The organism is Rubrobacter tropicus (assembly GCF_011492945.1).
Taxonomy (GTDB): domain Bacteria; phylum Actinomycetota; class Rubrobacteria; order Rubrobacterales; family Rubrobacteraceae; genus Rubrobacter_D; species Rubrobacter_D tropicus.
In genome coordinates, this window is record NZ_CP045119.1 from 413,158 (window position 1) to 433,789 (window position 20,632).

Genomic DNA, 20,632 nt, shown 5'->3' on the forward strand with positions numbered 1-20,632 from the left:
GCCGGATCGCGGGAAAGAGAAGTCGAGGGTGTATGCCCGGGAGGATTTATCTGAGTCATGGCTACTTCGGAAGCGGACATGAACAGGCAACACGACGACAGCCACGTCACGGCCCAGCAATGGAAGTGGAGCGCACTCGCGGGTATGGCGTCCTACATAGATGCCGGGTCGATCGTGGCCCTCGCAGCGGGACTCGCGCTGTGGGAGCAGTACCTGGATTTGAGCAACACCACCCTCGGATTGCTTACAGCCCTGGGGCCGAACGCCTTCGGGGCGGCGCTCGGCGCCCTGATAGGGGGACGGCTCGGCGACCTGTTCGGCCGCAAGCGCATCTATCAGTACGACCTGCTCGTCTACGCCTTCGGGACCCTCCTGATCGTCTTCTCGGTCAACCTGCCGATGCTCCTCATCGGGACCTTCATAGTGGGCGTCGCGGTCGGCGCCGACGTGCCGACCTCGCTCGCGCTTATCGGCGAATTCTCGCCGAGCAAGGCCCGCGGCAGGCTCATGGGCCTCAGCCAGGTGGCCTGGAGCCTGGGCCCGATCGTCGTGTTCGTGCTGGCGTTCGTGCTCACCCCGTACGACTTGCTCGGCAACAGGATAGTCTTCGCCCACCTGTTCGTGGTCGCGATGGTCACGTGGGCCCTCAGGCGTGGCATGGTGGAGTCCGCCATCTGGACCGCCGCGTCGGGCGCCGGTGAGGCGCGGCCCACGCCCGATCCCGAAGAGCAGCCCGAGGAGGCTAGCGTGCCGGCCGATCCGCTGGCGAAGAGCCGCCTGCGCGACCTGTTGTCCGGGCCGACCCTGGCGGCGATGGTGTTCACCGCCACCGTGTACCTGTTCTGGAACCTGGCAGCGGGGACCTTCGGCGTCTTTACCCCCTTCCTCCTGAGGAACCTCGGGGCGCAGAGCCAGGCGGCCAGCGTCGCCCTGTCGTGCGCGGGCTTCGTCATCACGCTGGTGGCCGTCGTTCTGATCTTTATGCCCTTCAGCGACCGCAGCGATAGGAGCCGCCGCATCATGTGGGGCGTCGGGGCTCTCCTGAACGTGGTTGCGTTGGGCCAGCTGCTCATCTTTCCCTTCAACACGGCGACGGCCATCACTTTGATCGTGCTCTTCGGCATCGGGGCCGCGCTCGCGGGAGAACCGTTCTACAAGACGTGGTCGCAGGAGCTGTTCCCAACCATGCTCAGGACCACGGCGCAGGGGCTCACGTTCGGGGTCGCCCGCTTCCTCCTCGGCATCTGGAGCTTCTTCGTGCCCGTGCTCGCGGGTTTGAGCATCAGGCCGGTCGCCCTGATCCTCATGATCTTCCTCCTCATAAGCGGCGTGGTCGGCTTCCTGTTCATGCCGAACACCGCCGGCAGGTCGCTGGAGGAGATCGAGGCGGAGCGCAGCGGTAGTCCGGCACCCGACAAGGTTCCGGCCTAGACGATGGCACGATCCGTCACCCACGAACGGCGACAGGGAGAACGAGGATGACCGCGGCGGACCTACGCCCCGTCCACCTGAAGTGCGAGCACCGCGTCGATCCCCTCGGCATCGACGAGAGGTCTCCGAGGTTGAGCTGGGCTTTGGCGTCCGAAAAGCGGGCCGAGGTGCAGTCCGCCTACCGCGTCCTGGTCGCGGGCGGCGAGGAGGACCTCGCCGCGGAGACGAACCTCCTCTGGGACAGCGGCAGGATCAAGTCCGGCCGCTCCCTCGGCGTCGAGTACGGGGGCGAGGCGCTGAGGTCGGGCGCGCGCTGCGTGTGGAACGTGCGCGTCTGGGACGGGGAGGGAGGGGCGTCCTCCCCGAGCGAGCCCGCCGTCTTCGAGATGGGTCTATTAGAGAGGTCCGGCTGGGAGGGAGGCTGGATCTCCGCGGGCGAGGGCCCCGCCGGGGACATGGAACCCCCGACGGGCGACGAGTACGACGCCCTCGGCAACGGCCTCGCCCCGAGCCCGTACCTGCGCAGGGAGTTCGGCCTGGAAAAGTCGGTGCGCCGGGCGCGCCTCTACGCGACGGCCCGCGGGCTCTACGAGATCTCCATAAACGGCGCCCGTGTGGGGGACGACGTGCTCGCCCCCGGCTGGACGGACTACCGCAAGCGCATCCAGTACCAGACCTACGACGTGACGGATCTCTTGCGCGAGGGGCCGAACGCCCTGGGCGCGATCCTGGGCGACGGCTGGTACGCCGGCTTCGTCGGGTTCGACCCAAAGCGGGCCGGTGCCCACTACGGCACCCGCCCGCAACTCCTCGCGCAGCTCGACGTCGAGTACGAAGACGGCGCGACGGAGAGCGTCGCGACCGACGGCTCGTGGCGCTCTTCCACGGGGCCGATCCTCTTCTCCGACCTCCTCGCCGGCGAGTCCTACGACGCCCGGAAGGAGATGCCGGGCTGGAACGAACCGGGCTTCGAAGACGCGGGCTGGCACGGCGTCGGCGTCGAGCCTTTGGGTGACGTACCGCTCGTCGCCCAGCCCGACGAGGGCGTCAGGGCGACCGAGGAAGTAGCGGCACAGGCCGTGGCCGAGCCCGAAGGTGGGGTCCACGTCTTCGACATGGGCCAGAACATGGTCGGGTGGGCGCGGCTGAAGGTGCGCGGTGAGGCCGGAACAGCGGTGAGGATGCGCTTCGCCGAGGCGCTCAACCCGGACGGGACCATCTACACCGAGAACCTCCGATCGGCCCGCCAGACGGATACGTACGTTCTCAAGGGCGAGGACGAAGAAGTCTACGAACCGCGGTTCACCTCTCACGGCTTCCATTACGTCGAGGTGACCGGCTACCCCGGCGAGCCGCCGCTCGACGCCGTGGTCGGGCGCGTCGTCCACTCCGCGACGCCGCCCAGCGGTTCGTTCGAGTGTTCGAGCCCCATGGTCAACAGGCTACAGAGCAACATCGTCTGGGGACAGCGGGGCAACTTCCTCTCCATCCCGACCGACTGCCCGCAGCGCGACGAGCGCCTCGGCTGGACGGGGGATGCCCAGATCTTCGTCCGCACCGCCTCCCTCAACATGGACGTCGCCGCCTTCTTCGCCAAGTGGATGGACGACGTGGAGGACGCCCAGTCGCCGGATGGAGCCTTCACCGACGTGGTGCCCCTGCTCGAAGGCTCGGGCCTCATAAACCTAAGCCGCGGCGCCCCCGCCTGGGGCGACGCCGGCATCATAGTGCCGTGGACCATCTACAAGACCTACGGCGACACCAGGATAGTCCGGAAGCACTACGACGCCATGACCCGCTGGATGTCCTACCTCCACGAGGCAAACCCCGACCTCCTGCGCCGGAACAAGCTGGGCAACAACTACGGCGACTGGCTCTCACCCGAGGGCGACGCCACCCCCAAAGACCTACTGGCCACGGCCTACTGGGCCCACGACGCGAAGCTCGTGGCCGAGATGTCCCGCGCGATAGGCCGCGAAGGCGCCGGCTACGAAAGTCTCTTCGAGAACATCAAAGACGCGTTCAACCGGGCCTACGTCACCCCCGACGGGCGTGTGGGAGCCGACACCCAGACGGGCTACGTGGTGGCCCTGCACATGGGGCTCCTGCCCGAAGAGCTGCGCGCGAAGGCCGCCGGGCACCTCGTCAGGGCCATAGAGGCGAAAGACTGGCACCTCTCCACGGGGTTTGTCGGCGTGGGGTACCTGTGCCCCGTGTTGACGGAGGCCGGCTACCCCGACGTCGCCTACCGTCTGCTCAACAACGAGACATATCCATCCTGGGGATACACCATAAAAAACGGGGCCACCACGATCTGGGAGCGCTGGGACGGTTGGACGGAGGAGAACGGCTTCCAATCGCCCAACATGAATTCCTTCAACCACTACTCCTTGGGCTCCGTGGGCGAGTGGCTCTACCGCTACGTGGCGGGGCTGGACATGGATCCCGAGACGGCGGGCTACGGGCGCATCGTCATACGCCCGCGCCCGGGCGGCGGCCTGGCCCACGCGCGGGCCGAGTACGACTCGGTCCGTGGCAGGATCGCCAGCGCCTGGAGCGTGGAGGGCGACCGGTTCGAACTCGGGATCGACATACCCCCAAACACGACGGCCACGGTCTACGTGCCGGCGGAGGGCGGGGCTGGTATCTCCGAGGGCGGCAAGCCGGTAGAGAGAGCCGAGGGCGTCAAGGTCTTGAAGATGGAGGAGAAACAGGGCGTTCTGGCCGTCGGTTCCGGCAGGTACGAGTTCGTGGGCAGGGTAGCCCGGTGACCGCCTCTCAAAGATTCCACAGCGCGTACGGGACAACGCCGGAGGGGCACTTCACGGACACCGACCCCCTGGGCCGCACGATCCGCGTCCGCGGGGTTACACTGGTACTGGCGGCCGAGGTGCGGTGTGTTTAGGAATCTTTCGTGAGCGAAGGCGCCAGAGTATGGATCGTGCCCGACGGGTTCATCCCGGCGGAGAGCACGGGTTCGCAGCAGAGCCACGAGGCGATCTGCGTGCTCAACACGTCGGCGGAGCGGGCGCGGCTCTCCGTCTCTTTCTACTTCGAGGACCGGGACCCGGTCAAAGACGTCGAGGTGATCGTCCCGCCGGAGCGCACCAGGCACATACGGACTGACGAGATAGACGGCGTCGAGATCCCGCGCGGCGTGCCGTACGCGGTCCGGGTCGAATCGAGCGTGCCCGTCACGGTGCAGGTCTCCCGGATGGACACCACCCAGCCGGCCCTCTCGCTCATGACCGCCATGGCCTATCCGGTGGAGCGATGAGCGCGAAGCCAGACTTCTCAGCTTTCGAGATCCCAGGGTCCAGGGAAGGGTAACGGTATGCCGCAGTTCGGAGCGCACGCGTTCATCTGGGCGGGCGAATGGACGCCCGAGGGGGCCGAGAGGGTGATCCGGGGCGCGTCCGAGGCCGGGTTGGATTTCGTGGAGATTCCCCTGTTGCATCCCGAAAGCATGGACGTCTCCGGGACGAGGGAGCTGCTGGACCGGTACGGGATCGGGTGCACCTGCTCGCTTGGATTGCCCGAGTCGGCGCACCTTCCCTTCGCCCCCGACGCGGCGGAAAGGTTTCTCAAGAAGGCGGTGAACGTTACGGCCGAACTTGGGTCTGACGCTCTTTCTGGGGCGATCTACACGCACCTTGGCACCCTGACCCGCAAGCCGCCCACCGAGGACGAGCTCGCGACGGTGGCGCGGGTGATCAAGAGCGTGGCGCGGTACGCGGCGGAACAAAACGTCTCGCTCGGCATAGAGGCCATCAACCGCTACGAGACGTACCTGATCAACCTGGCCTCCCAGGCCGACGAGATGGTGGGCCGGGTCGACGAGGCCAACGTGTTCGTTCACCTCGACACCTACCACATGAACATCGAGGAGAAGGGCTTCTACGAACCGATAGTCGCCACCGGGCCCAGGATGCGCTACATCCACCTCTCGGAATCCGACCGGGGGACGCCTGGCACGGGCAACGTGCACTGGGACGACGTCTTCGGGGGCCTGAAGGATGCGGAGTACGACGGGCGGCTGGTGATGGAGTCGTTCGCGGCTGTCAACGAGGACATCATAGGCGCCACGGCCCTGTGGCGGAACGTGGTCGGAGATCCGCAAGCCTTGATAACCGACGGGCTGGCCTTTCTGCGCGATAAAGCCGCCGAGCACGGTCTACTCGACGGCCCGGCCGGGCCACCGCGGGGCGGTCGGTAGTGGCCGCGGAGACCGCGTTCCTGGCGGTCGACCTGGGGGCCGAGAGCGGACGCGTCGTGCTCGGGCGTTTCAGCGGCGGGCGGATGGCCCTCGAAGAGGTGCACCGGTTTCCGAACGTGCCCGTCCGGCTACCCGACGGCCTGCACTGGGACGTGTTGTGGATCGTCGAAGAGGTCAAGAACGGGATCGCCAGAGCGGCCAACGACGGTGAACGAATAGAGAGCCTCGGGGTCGACTCCTGGGGCGTGGACTTCGGCCTCCTGGACCGCGACGGCTGCCTGATAGCCAACCCCTACCACTACCGCGACCCCCGCACCGAGGGCATGGAGGAGAGGGCCTTCGATCGGATGCCCAGGGAGGAGATATACGAAACGACGGGCGTCCAGTTCATGCCCATAAACACCCTCTACCAGCTTTTGGCGATGGAGGGTTCGCCCCTTCTCCAGGCGGCGCAAACGCTGCTCCTGATCCCCGACCTCATCGGTTACTGGCTCACCGGCGAGAGAGCCTGCGAGTTCACCGCCGCCAGCACCACCCAGCTCTGCGACGCGCGTTCGGGCGGTTGGGCCCGCGACCTCCTGGAGAAGATGCGCCTCCCCGGCCACATCTTCGGCGAGATCGTCCCACCCGGCACCCAACTCGGCCCCCTGCTGCCCGCGGTTGCCGAGGAGACGGGGGCAAAGGGAGGGTTGCCGGTCACGTCCGTCGCCTCCCACGACACCGCCTCCGCCGTGGTCGCCGTCCCCGCCGAAAACGAGAACTTCGCGTACATCTCCAGCGGCACCTGGTCCCTGGTGGGCGTGGAGTTGCCGAAACCGGCCATAGCGCCCGGGGGCATGCACGCAAACTTTACGAACGAGGGGGGCTTCGGCGGTACGACGCGGTTCCTGAAGAACGTCATGGGCCTCTGGCTTTTGCAGGAATGCCGGCGCACCTGGGCCCGCGAAGGACGCGAGTACTCCTACGAAGAGCTGGCCCGCCTCGCTCAGGCGGCGCCGGGCGGCGGTCCGCTGCTGGACCCGGATCACCCCTCCTTTCTCCCCCCTGGGGACATGCCGGGACGGATCCGCCGTTTCTGCCGGGAGACGCGCCAGAGTCCGCCCGGGGAACCGGGGGAGGTCGCGCGGTGCGTGCTCGAAAGCCTGGCGCTCAAGTACCGGTGGTCTCTGGAGCGGGCCGAGGAGATAACCGGCCGGCGGGCCGAGGTCGTCCACGTGGTGGGGGGCGGGGTGCGGAACACGCTCCTGTGCCAGCTCACGGCGGACGCGACGCGACGGCCCGTGCGGGCAGGACCGGTGGAGGCGACGGCCCTTGGCAACCTCATGGTCCAGGCCCACGCCAGGGGGTACCTGGGTTCTTTAGAGGAGATCCGGGCCGCCGTGCGGCGCTCCCCCGTAGAGCTGCACGACTACGAGCCGATGGGCAGCGCGGACGAGTGGGATGGGGCCTACGAGAGGTTGCGGGGGGTCATGGACGCTGCCGCGCACCTGGACGCGGAAGGAGCGAGCTTTTGAGTAGGTGGGCAGGGAGGGATAGAGAGCCGGGTGGTGACCATCTGGAGGGCCTCGGGAAAGTTGGAGCGCCATGAGCCTCTCCGAGGAGCCCGGCACGGAGAGGGCCGCCACGGTCGCCGAGACACCGCCCGTCTTCCGTTTGCGCGACGTGACGAAGCGCTTCGGCGGCGTGACAGCCGTGGAGGGGGTGAGTTTCGACCTGCGGCCCGGCGAGGTCCACGCCCTGGTGGGAGAGAACGGCGCGGGCAAGAGCACGCTCATGAAGATGGTCCACGGCCTGTACGCACCAGACGAGGGGACGCTGGAGGTGGGCGGGGAGGCCGCCGAGTTCTCCTCGCCGCGCGACGCCGAGGCCGCCGGCATCGCCATGATCCCGCAGGAGCTGGACCTGTTCCCGGAGCTCTCCGTTACGGAGAACCTGTTCGTGGGCCGTCACCGGCCCCGCACACGCTGGGGCACCCTGGACAGGACCGCCATGCGGGCCGAAGCCCGCGGGCGGTTGAGGTCCCTCGGCGTCGACCTGGACGTCACCACCTCCGTCAAGGGGCTCTCGGCGGCCAACCAGCAGATCGTGGCCATCGCGCGGGCCCTCGTGGGCGAGGCCAGGGCCGTGGTCATGGACGAGCCGACCGCCTCCCTGACCGAGCGGGAGGTCCGCCAGCTCTTCAGGATCATCTCCGATTTGACCGCTGGCGGCGTCGGCGTCGCCTACATCTCGCACCGCCTGGAGGAGATCTTCACTATCTCCGACCGCATCACCGTGCTGCGCGACGGGCACCACATCACCACCGCGCCCGCCGCAGACCTCGACTCCGAGGAGCTGGTGCGCCTCATGGTGGGCCGGCCCTTGAACGAGCTGTTCACCCGGAGCGCCCACAACCCGGGCGAGGTGGCCCTGGAGGTGCGCGGCCTGAGCAGGGCCGGAGAGTTCGAGGACGTAGACCTCGTCGTGCGCCGGAGCGAGATCGTCGGTTTGTCCGGGCTCGTCGGGGCCGGCCGTAGCGAGGTGGCCCAGGCGATCTTCGGCATCCGCTCACCCGAGTCGGGCGAGATCCGGATCGACGGCGAGGTAGTCCAGATACGCTCCCCCCAGGCGGCCATGGAGCGGGGCATCTTCTACGTCCCCGAGGAGCGGCGCTCGCAGGGGCTCATCCTGCCTTTCTCCATAAAGAACAATATTACCCTGAGCATCCTGGATCGGATCGCGCGGTTCGGGTTCGTGCCGAGGACGGAGCGGCAGACGGCCGACCGGTTCGCCAAGGGGCTATCTATTCGGGGGGGCAGTGTGTCAGATCCCGTCAGCCGCCTCTCGGGCGGCAACCAGCAGAAGGTGGTGCTGGCGAAATCGCTAGCCCGCGAGCCCTCCATCCTGCTCCTCGACGAGCCGACCAGGGGCATCGACGTCGGGGCCAAGTCCGAGATCTACCGCCTCATAGACGACCTCGCCAAGGAGGGAAAGGCCATCCTGCTCATCTCCTCGGAGCTCGAGGAGGTCCTCTCCATGTCCGACCGGGTGGTGGTCATGCGGGAGGGCAGGATCACCGGCGAGTTCGGGCGCAACGAGGCCAGCCAGGAGATGGTGATGACCGCGGCCACCGGCGGCAAGAACCGGCCGGCCGGTCCGGGAGAGGAGGCACCCGAAGATGAGTGAAGCACAGGCGCCGATCCCCGCAGAGAGTAGCGCTAACGGTACCGCGCTGCGCCGGTGGTTGGTGCGCCCCGAGGCTCCTGCTCTGGTGTTTTTGGCCGTTCTGCTGGTGGCCTTCTCGCTCAGCAGCGACAAGTTTTTGAGCGGCTCCAACCTCGAGTCCATCCTGGTCTCCGTGGCCGTGCTGGGCACTATCGCCCTCGCGGTCAACCAGGTGATCCTGTGCGGGGAGATAGACATCTCGACGGGCTCGATGATGGGCCTGTGCGCGGTCGCCGCGGGGGCCGTGGCGACGAGCACGGGCGGCCTGATCCTCCCCCTGCTGACGGGCGTGGCCGTCGGCGCGCTGGCCGGGGCCGTCAACGGCCTGCTCGTGACCCTCGGGCGCATCCCGTCCATAATCGTGACGCTCGGCATGCTCTACGCGCTGCGCGGGGTGATCCTGCTGGTCACCGGAGGGACCTGGATCACCGGCATCCCGAACGAGACGCGCGTCCTCGGGACCGGGTCGGTGCTGGGCATCGAGTACCCCGTGTTCGTCCTCCTCTTTCTGTTCGTGGTGATGGAGCTTGTCAGCCGCCACTCGACCTGGGGCCGAAACGTCTTCGCCGTCGGCGGCAACCGCCGGGCCTCCCGCCTGGCGGGCCTCCCGATAGACCGCGTCCGTTTCCTGTCCTTCGTTCTCGTAGGCGTCTTCGTCGGCATAGCGTCCATCATCTACCTCGGGCGGGCGGGGTCCGTGCAGACCAACACCGGGACAGGCCTCGAGCTTCAGGTGGTCGCGGCCGTGGTGATAGGGGGCACGAGCATTTCGGGCGGGCGGGGTTCGACGCTCGCCGCCCTCACAGGGGCCGTACTCATAGGCGTCATCCTCAACGGTCTCATCCTGCTCGGGGTGCCCGGCATCTGGCAGGACGCCGTGCTAGGGGCCCTGATCCTGCTCGCCGTCACGACAGACGTGTTGCGCCGGCGGCTTTTGGGAGACAAGTCATGAGCGCGGCCACGGCGGTCCTCAGGCGGTTGAAGTTCTCCCGAGAGGTCGTGCTTCTCGGGGTGCTGATCGTCCTATTGGTCGTGATGTCCCTTCTCTCGCCGCTCTTCCTCACGGTGGGCAACCTGCTCAACACCTCGCGCTTTTTCGTCGAGGTGGGGCTAATGGCGCTCGGGATGACCCTGATAATCATCACCGGGGGCATCGACCTCTCGGTCGGCTCGAACCTGGCCCTCGTCTCGGTCGCGGTCGGGTTCTCCTACGCCGCCGACCTGCCCCTGCCCCTGGCGATAGTGTTCGGCCTCGTGGTCGGCCTTGCAGCCGGTCTCTTCAACGGCCTCTTCATAACCTTTCTGGACCTGCACCCGCTGGTCGTCACGTTGGGCACCTTCGCCCTGTTTCAGGGCCTGGCGTACGGCCTGTCGAGGGCGGAGGCGGTCTCGGATTTCCCCGCCTGGTTCGCCTACTTCGGGCAGGCTTACTTCCTGAACGTGGTGCCGGGGCAGTTGTTCATCTTTATCCTAGCCGTGGTGGTGGTCTGGCTGATCCTGTCGCGCACCCGCTTCGGCCGCTACGTGTACGCCATCGGCAACAACGAGGAGGCGGCCCATTTCTCCGGGGTGCCCGTCCGCAGGGTGAAGCTGGCCCTCTACTCCGGGATCGGGCTGCTTGTGGGCATGGCTGCGGTCATCTACACCTCGCGGGTCTACACGGCGCGCGGCGACTCGGGCCTCGGGCTGGAGCTCGACGTGATAAGCGCCGTGGTCCTCGGCGGGGCCAGCATCTACGGCGGATCGGGGACCATAGGCGGCACCGTGCTCGGCGTCCTGATCATCGCCACCTTGCGAAACGGCCTGGTTCTGGCCGGGGTGCCGAGCACCTGGCAGGTCTTCGTGCTGGGGGTCCTGCTCCTCGTGGCCGTCTTCCTGAACGAGTTTTTCCGAAGAAGGGAGGAGTGAGCCGTATCCGAGAGAGGAGATCGTCGGTGAAGAGCGAAGCGTACCGAGAAGGAGGAGAGAACGTGTCAGGATCCACGTGGGGGGTCAAGATAGTCCGTGTAGCCCTGCTGATGGCGTTGGTGCTGGTGGCCGCGTCCTGCGGCGTGGGACAGCAGCCGTCCCAGGGTGGCGGTGGCGGCGGCGGGCCGAAGAAGATCTGCATGATGCCCAAACTCGTCGGCATTCCCTACTTCAACGCCTCCGAGAAGGGCGCCGAGGAGGCGGCCAAGGACCTCGACGTCGAGCTTGTCTACGACGGGCCGACGGAGGCCAAGGCGGCGCTTCAGTCCCAGATGATCGAGCAGTGGATCCAGCAGCAGTGCGGCGCCATCTCGGTCGCCGCCAACGACCCCGACGCCCTCGCCCCCGCCATGAAGAAGGCCGAGGACGCCGGGATCAAGACCTCTTCCTGGGACGCCGACGTGGCCAAGGACGCCCGCGAGGTCTTCGTGAACCAGGCGACCTTCGAGGCCATAGGCTACGAGCTCGTCGACGTGATGGCCGAGCAGACTGACGGCAAGGGCAAGTTCCTGGTAGTCACCGGCTCGCTGACCGCCCCGAACCAGGTCGCCTGGCTCAAGGAGATGCGCGAGCGCATGAAGGAGAAGTACCCCGAGATGTCCATCGCCTCCGTCGAACCCGGCGAGGAGGATCTCCAGCTCGGGATCGACATAACCAAGAACTACCTCAGGGCCAACCCCGATACGGCGGGCGTCTTCGGGATAACCTCCGTCGCCCTGCCCGGCGCGGCCGAGGCCGTCGAGCAGGAGGGGCTCGAGGGCGAGGTGGCCGTTACCGGCCTCTCGACGCCGAACGACATGAAGCCCTACCTCGAGTCGGGGGCCGTGGAGAAGTTTGTCCTCTGGAACCCTGTGGACCTCGGCTACCTTGCCGTCCACGTCGCCAACGCCCAGATAGAGGGCAACATGCCCAAATCGGGGACCTTCGAAGCCGGCCGGCTGGGCAAGGTGGAGATGATCGCCGAGGATGAGGTCCTTCTCGGGCCGCCGCTGGTCTTCAGCCAGGACAATATAGACGAGTACGACTTCTAGGGCAGCACAGGCGCCGGCGCCCCTCATGAGAGGCGCCGGCACCCGATTGGAGGAGGAGAAAGCTTTGAAGAGTACGGAAGGGCCGGCCTACGAGGGCCTTTCGGGGACCCTCGCGGCCCGGGGGGTCGACGTCGACCGGGTGGAGGGGCGGCTGCGCTCGCAGAGGTTGGAGACCCCGTCCTGGGGCTACGGCGACACCGGCACGCGCTTCGCGGTCTTCCCGCAGAGGGGCGTGCCCCGCGACCCCTTCGAGAAGGTGGCCGACGCCGCCCGGGTCCACGGGCTGACCGGCGTCTGCCCGACGGTCGCCGTCCACATCCCGTGGGACAGGGTGGACGACTACGGTGAGCTGAGAGGACACGCGGAATCCCTGGGCTTGCGCATCGGCGCGGTCAACCCCAACCTTTTTCAGGAGCCGGGGTACAGGCTCGGCAGCGTCTGCCACCTTGATCCGGACGTCAGGCGCGAGGCCACGGACCACCTGCTCGAGTGCGTGCGCGTGGCGGGGGAGGTCGGCTCCGACGTCCTCTCCCTGTGGTTCGCCGACGGCACCAACTACGCCGGCCAGGACTCGTTCATCGAGCGCCGCCACCGGATGGTCGATTGCCTGGGCGAGGTCTACTCGGCCATGCCCGAAAGTATGCGGATGCTGCTCGAGTACAAGCCCTACGAGCCGGCCTTCTACCACACCGACCTCGCAGACTGGGGCGCGGCCCTCACCGTCTGCCAGAAGCTCGGCGACAGGGCCGAAGTCCTGGTGGACCTCGGGCACCACGCCAAGGAGGTAAACATAGAGTACGTGGTGGCGCTGCTGTTGGACGAGGGTCGGCTCGGGGGTTTCCACTTCAACAACCGCAAGTACGGCGACGACGACCTCATCGTCGGGAGCGTCAACCCGTTCGAGCTGTTCCTGATCTACGTCGAGCTCGTCGGGGCGGAGGAGCACTCCGAGACGCGCATCGACTACATGATCGACCAGACCCACAACATCGAGCCCAAGATGGAGGCCATGATCCTCTCCGTCATGAACCTCCAGGAAGCCTACGCGAAAGCCCTCCTGGTGGACCGCCGGGCGCTCGACGAGGCCCGTCGCGCGGGCGACGTCCTCGGCGCGCACCGAACCCTGCTCGACGCCTACGCCACGGACGTACGCCCGCTGTGCGCGAAGGTCCGCGAGGACCTGGGCGCCGCGGCCGACCCGATAGCCGCCTTCAAAGAGAGCGGGTACGCGGAGAAGGTCGCCGCCGAGCGCGGCGAGGGCGCCGGGGCGGGATGGAGTTAAAGCTGTCAGCCATCAGCGGTCAGCTTCCAGCCAGTCGATGGGTGGCGAAAGTGAGTCCCGCTCTTGGAACCGCGAGGTTGGCGCTGCACCGTGAAACGCTTGCGAATGACGAACGGAATACAAAGAGCTGATGGCTGACGGCTGATAGCTGACAGCGCCGACCGTAGGGAGGCCACACATGCAGACGAGGATACCCGGGTCAACGGAGAACCTGTGGGACGGGGGCGCGGTCGCCGGCCTCTCGGAGCTCGAGAAGCTGGCCCACCGCTCGAACCTCCTGGGCAGGGACCGATCTGTCGCCAACTTCGGGGGCGGCAACACTTCTACAAAGGCGAGGGAGCGCGACCACGCCGGGCGGGAGGTGGACGTCCTCTGGGTCAAGGGCTCCGGCTCGGACCTTGCCACGATAGGGGCGGGACAGTTCACCGGTCTCAAGTTGGGCGAGGTGCTGCCGCTTGAGGAGCGGGACGGGATGAGCGACGAGGAGATGGTCGCCTACCTCGCCGCCTGCCAGCTCAGGCCGGACATGCCGAGGGGGTCGATAGAGACGCTCCTGCACGCCTTCGTGCCCCACCCGCACGTGGACCACACGCACCCCGACGCGATCAACATGATCTGCTGCGCCGGGGGCGGCGAGGACCTGGCCGCCCGGTGCTTCGGTCATGAAGCCGTCTGGATCCCCTACATCCGTCCCGGCTTCACCCTCTCCAGGCAGGTCGGGGAAGCCGTGAGGAACAACCCGAACGCGAAGTTCGTCCTGCTCGCCAAGCACGGCCTCGTCACCTACGGGAGCACCCACGAGGAGAGCTACGGGCGGACTATCGAGGCCATCAACCGCGCCGCCGAGTTCGTGGCGGGCAGGGCCGGGGAGCCGTTCGGCGGCCGGTCGGTCGAGCCGCCCGCGCCAGGGAGACGTGAGGAGCTGCTCGCGGGCGTCCTGCCCGCCTTGCGCGGGGCGCTCTCTTCCGGGTCAGCGGAGGCTGCGCACAAGATCCTGCGCGTCGACCACACCTCGGACGACGTCCTCGAGTTCGTCTGCGGGCGCGACTCCAGGGAACTCTCCCAGGTTGGCGCCGCCTGCCCCGACCACCTGGTAAGGACGAAGGTAAGGCCCCTCTGGGTGGAATTCGACCCCGCGAACGAGGGTGCCGGGGAGCTGAAAACGAAGCTCTGCGAGGGGGTCGAGGCTTACAGACGGGACTACGAGGCGTACTACGCGCGCCACGAGGAGGCCGACGAGGAGATGTTCGACCCGAACCCGAGGGTCGTCTTGATCCGGGGCGTCGGGCTCGTGGCCGCCGCGCAGAACGCCAAGGAGGCGGGCCTGAGCAGGGACTTCGCCTACAGGGCCATCAACGTCATGCGCGGCGCCCACACCCTCGGCGGCTACGTCTCCCTGACGGAGGAGGAATCCTACGCGATCGAGTACTGGCCCCTGGAGCTCTACAAGCTCGCCCAGGCTCCGCCTCCCCGCGAGCTCGCGGGCAGGGTCGCCTTCGTCACCGGAGGTGCCGGGGGCATAGGCGGCGCCGTGGCTCGGTCCCTGGCCGCGGAGGGGGCCTGCGTCGTGGCCTGCGACCTCGACGAAGAAGGCGCCGGAGAGGTCGCGGAGAGCCTGCCTCAGCCTGGCATAGCCGCCCGGGCCGACGTCACCGAAGAGGAGGAGGTCGCCCGCGCCTACCGCCGGGCCATCCTCGAGTACGGCGGGGTGGACGTCGTGGTCTCAAACGCGGGCCTCGCCTCCTCCGCGCCCATCGAGGAGACGAGCGTCGAGATGTGGGACAAGAACCACGCCGTGCTCGCCAAAGGGTACTTCCTCGTCGCGCGCGAGGCGTTCAAGATCATGAGGGAGCAGGGGATCGGGGGCAGCCTCATCTTCGTGGCCTCCAAGAACGCCCTGGCGGCCGGCAAGAACGCGGCCGCCTACTCCTCGGCGAAGGCCGCCGAGCTGCACCTGGCGCGTTGCCTGGCCGAGGAGGGGGGAGCCGCGGGCATCCGGGTCAACACGGTCAACCCCGACGCGGTCCTGAGCGGGTCGAGGATCTGGGGCTCCTCCTGGCGCGAGGAGCGCGCCGCCGCCTACGGCATCGAGCCGGGCGAGCTGGAGGAGCATTACCGCCAGCGCAACGTGCTCAAGGTCAACGTGCTCCCCGAGAACATCGCCGAGGCCGTCCTGCACTTCGCCTCAGCGGCGCGCTCATCCCGCAGCACCGGCAACGTCCTGAACGTGGACGGCGGCGTGAAGGACGCCTACCCAAGGTGAGGTTGCGGCATCCGGCGGCGGTACTGTTCCTGATAGCGGGTTGCGTAAGGACCGAACGTTGGTGTTGGTGAGGTTTTGAGGTTCTTGGGCACCGAGGTCTTGAGGGGCGCGTCACGAAACGGACGGGGGAGCCCCGACCCTCCGCCCCTGAAAGCCTAAAAGCCTTGGAACCTCGAAACCTCCGCAACTCGTGGCCCGTTCGCGACGGGCCCCATCCTTCCGCAAACCGCTGTGAGGCCAGAAGAGTCCGACGCGTCGGGCTGGCTGGGGCGAAAGGCCAGACCGGGGTCGACCCGAGCATGAGTTTCCCCCGCATCCTGTCGCTGCGGTGGCGCATGGACCGATCCGTACCGAACGAAAGAGGCAGAGGTTACGCCGGACTTTCTCCGGGTACAGCTATTCCGTTTACGCGAGGCGTCGGCGAGGACGGAGGAGACCTGACATGGGCAGAAGGGGCAGGCGCGGGGGATCGCAGGGTCGCGCGCAGGGCCGCGTGCGGGAGCGCGTGCGTGGGGGCTCGAAGCGTGGCGGCGGAGGAAGCCCGGGCCGCAAACGGAGTGGCTTCGACGTGGGCGCCATGGAAGACCTGGCGGGCCGCCTGACGGACCGCCGCGGGGGGTCTTCGGGGCTCGCGGGCGCCGCCGCGGGGCTCGCCGGTGGAGGCCTCGCGGGCAAGCTCCTGGGAGGCGGTTCGGAGGGTTCCGAGGAGGACTTCAGGGGCGAGGTGGCAGACCGATTCGCCCTCGTCGAAGAACGCCTGCAGCTCTTGGAGGATCAGGTGCGGGAGCTACGTGAGATGCTGGGGAGCGGAGAAGCTTCCGGGGAACCCGAGGGCGGGGCGGACACCAACGAATTTTAGCGTTCGGGGCCTCTGGCGGGTCAGGTCTCGTCTTCCAGGGCTTCCACGATCGCGTCTTCGATGGCGTCTTCCACGATGTCGGCGGCGAGTATCGATTCCAGGCCGTCGAGGACGTCCTCGGCGTCCAGCACGTAGGTGCCGTAGCCATCGGTTCGCGCCCGTTGCCTCAGGGCGTCCATTATTTCGAGGAGGCATCCGGCGCCCCACTGGATGTCTGACTGATCCAGCCTGGAAGTCGCCACGCTCACCACGGCATCCACGGCGGCCGGCTCCAGCCCGCCTGACTCGGGGTCGATCAGCAGGTAGTCGTTGGCCCGGAGCACCTCCTCGACCACCCGTTTGGCGTCCGGCATCGGGGGGACTTCGAAGAGGGGGAGGTAGGCGGCGGAGATCACGCGCAGCGCCTTTACCTGGTGGTTGTGGTCGCCCCGCGCGTAGTTTTCTATGACCCCGAAAAGCTCGGGAAAACTCTCTGTGCCCGTGGGCTCCGTCATCGTCCGTCCTCCCGTCAGCGTTGGCCGTGGCGCCGGGCCGGGCCCGACGCGCAATCTATACCCCCGCAAACGGAAACCTACCCGTGACGATCCCCGCCTCGAATACGGGCGAACGTGCGGTATACTCCCCTCCGTTACGCGATAAAGAACTTACGTCCACGATCTTCGAGATGCCCGAAGCGCATCTCTTTTTTTGTGCTTTGCGTCTATCTCCTCACGTTGAGCGGTAGCCCACGACGTACGCTCCTTATTGTGGCGACTACTGACCAGCGAGAGAGAGGAAGCGCACCACCTTGACAGAGACCATACACGAGGTCCGAACGGCCTCGTTCACAGACCTGCCCATCTCCGAGAACGTCCGACGGGCCGTCGCCGGCCAGGGCTGGGAGACCCCGACGCCCATCCAGGCTCTGGCGATGCCCGAGCTTCTAGACGGCGAAGACGTCGTCGGCCTCGCCCAGACCGGCAGCGGCAAGACCGCCGCCTTCGCCATACCCCTCATAGAGAGCCTGGATAGGAAGCCGCGGGGCGTCCAGGCGCTCGTGCTCGTGCCGACGCGGGAACTCGCGTCTCAGGCCGCGACGGAGATCTCGAACCTCTCCCGCTACAGCCCGGTTCGTCCGGTAGTCCTATGCGGCGGCGTCGGCATAGGGCCCCAGATCAAGGCCCTCAAAAACCGCGCAACCTCCGTCGTCGTCGGCACGCCCGGGCGCATCCTCGACCACCTCCAGCGCGGCACGCTGCGGTTGAACGCGGTGCGCTACCTCGTGCTCGACGAGGCCGACCGGATGCTGGACATGGGCTTTGCCCCGGACGTGGGCCGCATCCTCTCCCACACCCCGAACGAACGGCAGACCGCCCTCTTCTCGGCGACGATGCCGGACGCGATCAAGGGCATGGTCAAGCGCCACATGCGCTCCCCCCGCTACCTGACGGTCGAGTCCGAGGCCCCCACGGTCGACACCGTCGAGCAGGTCTACTACCGCCTCGACGGCAAGGACAAGACCCGCGCCCTGCGGGCCCTCATCGACGCCGAGAAGGACCCCGTGGCTATAGTCTTCCGCCGCACCAAGCACGGCGCAACCAAGCTGCACCGCCAGCTCGAGAAGGCCGGCTACAGGGCGGCCCTCCTACACGGCGGCAAGACGCAGGCGCAGCGCACGAAGACGCTCGACGGCTTCACCAAGGGCCGGACCCGCATCCTGGTCGCAACCAACGTCGCCTCGCGCGGGCTCGACATCCCGAACGTCTCGCACGTAGTCAACTACGATCTGCCCGAGGACACCGAGACCTACGTCCACCGCATCGGCCGCACCGCGCGGGCCGGCAAGGAAGGCGTGGCCGTAACGCTCGTTGGCGAGGCCGAGGTGAGGGACTTCAAGAAGATCCAACGCGCCCTGCCCGTCGAGGTCCGCGAGAGCCGGCTCTCCCTCTCCGCCTGAGTCGGCGGCGTAGGAGGCACTTATCCCGGCCAGCGCCGGAGTAGCGGACCCTCCCCGCCGAAGAGGGGGTCCGTCTCCGGCATCGGGACGTCGCGGATGTTCTCAAGTACCCCGGGCCGTTCGCCCTCTTCGCCGGTTCTCAGGTCGTAGTTCTCCTGGCCGCGCGGGTACGCCCCGACCACGGTGAACCCGCCGCCGGAGCTTTCTCTACAATGCCCCACCCCCGCCGGGATGACCACCACGTCGCCCGCCCTCACTTCGACGGTCTCACCTTCGGGACCGCCGAAAGTTATGCGCGCCTCACCGCCGACCACGCACAGGACCTCGTGGGACGTGCTGTGGTAGTGGTGGTACGGGAAGACGCCGTTCACCCAGGCGCCGCCCCAGCCGTTCTCGGCGAGTAGCCCTTTGCAGCGCGAAGGGTTCTGTTCGTCCTCTGGCAGCGCCTGCGGGTAGAAGAGCAGTGGCAGTGTCGGATTGTTAGGGATGAGACCGTCGTCCTCGAAGAGGTACTCTCGTACATCGATGCCCGGCATTCGCCCTTGCATGGAACCTCCCCAAGGTCTGTCTATCCTGGAGAACATCTTAGACGTCGGGCCGCCGACGGCGCCAGCCTCGGGCGTGGTACGGAGGGCCGACACTCGCCTGGATCTCTCCTGCGTCCAGGCCTATAATCTGGACAGACTGGACAGAAAATGTAGGAGTGAGAGCATGACCTGGCAGTTGCAAGAGGCCAAGCAGAGGTTCAGCGAGTTGGTGCGGCGGACGCTAGAGGAGGGGCCGCAGGTGGTCACCAGGCACGGGAAGGAGGTGGTCGTTGTGGTTTCGGCGGAGGAGTACGGGCGGACGGGTGAAAAGAAGCCGGACTTCAAGGAATTTCTGTTATCCGGGCCGGACTTGAGTGTGCTGGATCTGGAACGGCCCAAGGAGATGCCGCGGGACGTAGACCTGTAAGGTGAAGTATCTACTCGATACGAACGTCATCTTCGAAGCGCGCAAGCCACGGGGCGCCGAGCGGGTGAAGCGTTGGATCTCCTCCGTGCCAGTAGAGGATCTGTACCTGAGCGTCCTGACGCTCGGGGAAGTCAGACGGGGTATCGGGCTTCTCGAAGGAAGAGACCCCGTGCAGGCGGAGGTCTACGAAGCCTGGCTAACCACCGTTCTCAGGGACTACGCTGATCGGATCATACCCGTCGATGCCGAGACCGCGGAGGAGTGGGGGAGGATGAACGTACCCGGCCCCGTACCCGTGGTCGATAGTTTGATGGCCGCCACCGCCAGGGTCAGGAACATGACCTTCGTCACCCGCAACACCTCCGACGTCGCCCGTACCGGCGTGCGGCTCCTCAACCCGTTCGAGTCCTCTGGCTAGGGATGCTGCCGTTGGTTTGCGGAGCACACACCTCGACACGGTTCGAGACTGGCGCGAGAAGAAGCGTGGCGGCTAATATGCTTGCACGTTGATGGGTGATGGGATAGACGGCTACGCGGAGCGTTTCGCCCGGCTAAGGACCAACAGGAACCGAAAGGGGTGGTCCGGGGTCACGGCACACCAGGCTCCGCACAAACCGCTCCTGCTTCTCTGCGTTTTGGATCTTTTTGAATCCGGCAAGGTCTTCTCGAACCTCGTCGAGATCACGGACGATCTTGCGGAATTGTTCGGTCGGTACTGGGAGCGCGTCCTGCCTTTCGGCCGTTCGGGCAACCTCGCGCTGCCCTTCTTTCACTTGCAGAGTGATGGCTTCTGGCACCTGCTACCGAAGCACGAGGACGCCCGGATCGGCCCGCAGATCTCGTCGCTGTCCCGGCTCCAGGAAGAGGTCCTCGGGGCTCGTCTGGACGAGGACCTCTACGACTTTGTCCTAATAAAAGAGTACCGCGACCGGCTACGAAGCGTCCTGATCGAGACTTACTTCTCTTCAGAAACTAGAAGCATCGTCTTGGAACAGAGCTTCATCAATCGCGGCGCCTTCGTCTACAGCGAGGAGTTGCTGAAACATCCCGAAGATCCCAGAGTGAAAGAGGCGCTGCCCGTCGAGGAGGCGTACCGTCCCGCCGTCCGCGACCAGGGTTTCAGGCGCGCCGTCGTGACCGCGTACCGCCACCGTTGCGCCCTGTGCGGCATCCGCGTCCGCACGCTCGACGGGCACACGGCCGTCGCGGCGGCGCACATCGTCCCGTGGAGCGAGACGCGGGACGACCGGCCTGCCAACGGCATGGCTCTCTGTCGGATGTGCCACTGGGTGTTCGACGAGGGGCTCATGTGGGTGTCGTCGGGGTACGAGATCTCGGCTTCCCCCCAACTGACCACCTCCGCCAACCTTCCCGGTTATCTGACCAACCTCGAAGGGCGCGGTATCGTGGGCCCCTCGCAAAAACCCTTCTGGCCGGACATCGAGTCGCTGCGGTGGCATCATGAGAACGTATTCCGTGCGAGATAGC

At 67.0% G+C, this 20,632-nt stretch carries 18 protein-coding genes; 16 read left to right on the forward strand and 2 right to left on the reverse strand.

The annotated features are described in order from the left end of the window. Nucleotides 1-57 precede the first annotated feature (57 nt). From GBA63_RS01900 to GBA63_RS01955, 12 genes are all read left to right on the forward strand, one after another. Complete coding sequence (locus GBA63_RS01900; protein WP_207957025.1) at nucleotides 58-1,431, forward strand: MFS transporter; 1,374 nt, start codon at nucleotides 58-60, stop codon at nucleotides 1,429-1,431. A gap of 47 nt (nucleotides 1,432-1,478) precedes the next feature. Next, entirely contained in the window at nucleotides 1,479-4,202 is a 2,724-nt protein-coding gene (locus GBA63_RS01905; RefSeq protein ID WP_166172956.1) for a glycoside hydrolase family 78 protein, read from the forward strand. Nucleotides 4,203-4,345: 143 nt separating this feature from the next. Then, nucleotides 4,346-4,708 carry a sensory rhodopsin transducer gene (locus GBA63_RS01910; RefSeq protein ID WP_166172958.1) on the forward strand — a complete coding sequence of 121 codons (363 nt, stop codon included), beginning with the start codon at nucleotides 4,346-4,348 and terminating at the stop codon, nucleotides 4,706-4,708. A 57-nt stretch (nucleotides 4,709-4,765) separates the two neighbouring features. Continuing rightward, a complete protein-coding gene (locus GBA63_RS01915; RefSeq protein ID WP_166172960.1) occupies nucleotides 4,766-5,647 on the forward strand; it encodes a sugar phosphate isomerase/epimerase family protein in 882 nt (293 codons plus the stop codon). Beyond that, nucleotides 5,647-7,161 carry a rhamnulokinase gene (locus GBA63_RS01920; protein WP_166172962.1) on the forward strand — a complete coding sequence of 505 codons (1,515 nt, stop codon included), beginning with the start codon at nucleotides 5,647-5,649 and terminating at the stop codon, nucleotides 7,159-7,161. The genes GBA63_RS01915 and GBA63_RS01920 overlap by 1 nt, the downstream gene beginning before the upstream one ends. Nucleotides 7,162-7,231: 70 nt before the next feature. Then, entirely contained in the window at nucleotides 7,232-8,812 is a 1,581-nt protein-coding gene (locus GBA63_RS01925) for a sugar ABC transporter ATP-binding protein (RefSeq protein ID WP_166172964.1), read from the forward strand. Beyond that, complete coding sequence (locus GBA63_RS01930; RefSeq protein ID WP_166172966.1) at nucleotides 8,805-9,803, forward strand: ABC transporter permease; 999 nt, start codon at nucleotides 8,805-8,807, stop codon at nucleotides 9,801-9,803. The genes GBA63_RS01925 and GBA63_RS01930 overlap by 8 nt, the downstream gene beginning before the upstream one ends. Continuing rightward, a complete protein-coding gene (locus GBA63_RS01935; RefSeq protein WP_166172968.1) occupies nucleotides 9,800-10,759 on the forward strand; it encodes an ABC transporter permease in 960 nt (319 codons plus the stop codon). The genes GBA63_RS01930 and GBA63_RS01935 overlap by 4 nt, the downstream gene beginning before the upstream one ends. 62 nt (nucleotides 10,760-10,821) lie before the next feature. Continuing rightward, nucleotides 10,822-11,850, forward strand: a complete 1,029-nt coding sequence (locus GBA63_RS01940; RefSeq protein ID WP_228282262.1) for an autoinducer 2 ABC transporter substrate-binding protein — start codon at nucleotides 10,822-10,824, stop codon at nucleotides 11,848-11,850. A 64-nt stretch (nucleotides 11,851-11,914) separates the two neighbouring features. Further along, nucleotides 11,915-13,132, forward strand: coding sequence for an L-rhamnose isomerase (gene rhaI / locus GBA63_RS01945; RefSeq protein ID WP_207957026.1), 1,218 nt, complete (start codon nucleotides 11,915-11,917; stop codon nucleotides 13,130-13,132). A gap of 178 nt (nucleotides 13,133-13,310) precedes the next feature. Further along, complete coding sequence (locus tag GBA63_RS01950; RefSeq protein WP_166172971.1) at nucleotides 13,311-15,395, forward strand: bifunctional aldolase/short-chain dehydrogenase; 2,085 nt, start codon at nucleotides 13,311-13,313, stop codon at nucleotides 15,393-15,395. A 442-nt stretch (nucleotides 15,396-15,837) separates the two neighbouring features. After that, nucleotides 15,838-16,254 (forward strand): hypothetical protein, encoded by a 417-nt coding sequence (locus GBA63_RS01955; protein WP_166172973.1) that lies wholly within the window; start codon nucleotides 15,838-15,840, stop codon nucleotides 16,252-16,254. Between the two features lie 20 nt (nucleotides 16,255-16,274). On the opposite strand, the gene GBA63_RS01960 is transcribed toward GBA63_RS01955, so the two are convergent. Next, on the reverse strand, nucleotides 16,275-16,748 hold the full coding sequence (locus GBA63_RS01960; protein ID WP_166172975.1) for a hypothetical protein: 474 nt from the start codon (nucleotides 16,746-16,748) through the stop codon (nucleotides 16,275-16,277). A 293-nt stretch (nucleotides 16,749-17,041) separates the two neighbouring features. On the opposite strand from GBA63_RS01960, the gene GBA63_RS01965 reads away from it, so the two are divergent. Beyond that, nucleotides 17,042-18,190: a DEAD/DEAH box helicase gene (locus tag GBA63_RS01965; RefSeq protein ID WP_166172977.1), complete on the forward strand. Its 1,149-nt coding sequence runs from the start codon at nucleotides 17,042-17,044 to the stop codon at nucleotides 18,188-18,190. Nucleotides 18,191-18,210: 20 nt separating this feature from the next. On the opposite strand, the gene GBA63_RS01970 is transcribed toward GBA63_RS01965, so the two are convergent. Further along, entirely contained in the window at nucleotides 18,211-18,738 is a 528-nt protein-coding gene (locus GBA63_RS01970; RefSeq protein WP_207957027.1) for a cupin domain-containing protein, read from the reverse strand. Between the two features lie 163 nt (nucleotides 18,739-18,901). On the opposite strand from GBA63_RS01970, the gene GBA63_RS01975 reads away from it, so the two are divergent. The 3 genes from GBA63_RS01975 (at nucleotide 18,902) to GBA63_RS01985 (ending at nucleotide 20,631) form a co-directional block, all read left to right on the forward strand. Further along, entirely contained in the window at nucleotides 18,902-19,144 is a 243-nt protein-coding gene (locus tag GBA63_RS01975; protein ID WP_166172979.1) for a type II toxin-antitoxin system prevent-host-death family antitoxin, read from the forward strand. Nucleotide 19,145: 1 nt separating this feature from the next. Beyond that, complete coding sequence (locus tag GBA63_RS01980) at nucleotides 19,146-19,562, forward strand: type II toxin-antitoxin system VapC family toxin (protein ID WP_166172981.1); 417 nt, start codon at nucleotides 19,146-19,148, stop codon at nucleotides 19,560-19,562. A 91-nt stretch (nucleotides 19,563-19,653) separates the two neighbouring features. Further along, entirely contained in the window at nucleotides 19,654-20,631 is a 978-nt protein-coding gene (locus tag GBA63_RS01985; RefSeq protein WP_228282436.1) for an HNH endonuclease, read from the forward strand. Nucleotide 20,632: the final 1 nt, after the last annotated feature.

Coding starts and splice junctions, on each gene's coding strand:
- GBA63_RS01900 (WP_207957025.1), top strand. CDS start 58: ATGGCTACTTCGGAAGCGGACATGAACAGGCAACACGACGACAGCCAC.
- GBA63_RS01905 (WP_166172956.1), top strand. CDS start 1,479: ATGACCGCGGCGGACCTACGCCCCGTCCACCTGAAGTGCGAGCACCGC.
- GBA63_RS01915 (WP_166172960.1), top strand. CDS start 4,766: ATGCCGCAGTTCGGAGCGCACGCGTTCATCTGGGCGGGCGAATGGACG.
- GBA63_RS01925 (WP_166172964.1), top strand. CDS start 7,232: ATGAGCCTCTCCGAGGAGCCCGGCACGGAGAGGGCCGCCACGGTCGCC.
- GBA63_RS01930 (WP_166172966.1), top strand. CDS start 8,805: ATGAGTGAAGCACAGGCGCCGATCCCCGCAGAGAGTAGCGCTAACGGT.
- GBA63_RS01935 (WP_166172968.1), top strand. CDS start 9,800: ATGAGCGCGGCCACGGCGGTCCTCAGGCGGTTGAAGTTCTCCCGAGAG.
- GBA63_RS01950 (WP_166172971.1), top strand. CDS start 13,311: ATGCAGACGAGGATACCCGGGTCAACGGAGAACCTGTGGGACGGGGGC.
- GBA63_RS01955 (WP_166172973.1), top strand. CDS start 15,838: ATGGGCAGAAGGGGCAGGCGCGGGGGATCGCAGGGTCGCGCGCAGGGC.
- GBA63_RS01960 (WP_166172975.1), bottom strand. CDS start 16,748: ATGACGGAGCCCACGGGCACAGAGAGTTTTCCCGAGCTTTTCGGGGTC.
- GBA63_RS01970 (WP_207957027.1), bottom strand. CDS start 18,738: ATGCAAGGGCGAATGCCGGGCATCGATGTACGAGAGTACCTCTTCGAG.
- GBA63_RS01975 (WP_166172979.1), top strand. CDS start 18,902: ATGACCTGGCAGTTGCAAGAGGCCAAGCAGAGGTTCAGCGAGTTGGTG.
- GBA63_RS01985 (WP_228282436.1), top strand. CDS start 19,654: ATGGGTGATGGGATAGACGGCTACGCGGAGCGTTTCGCCCGGCTAAGG.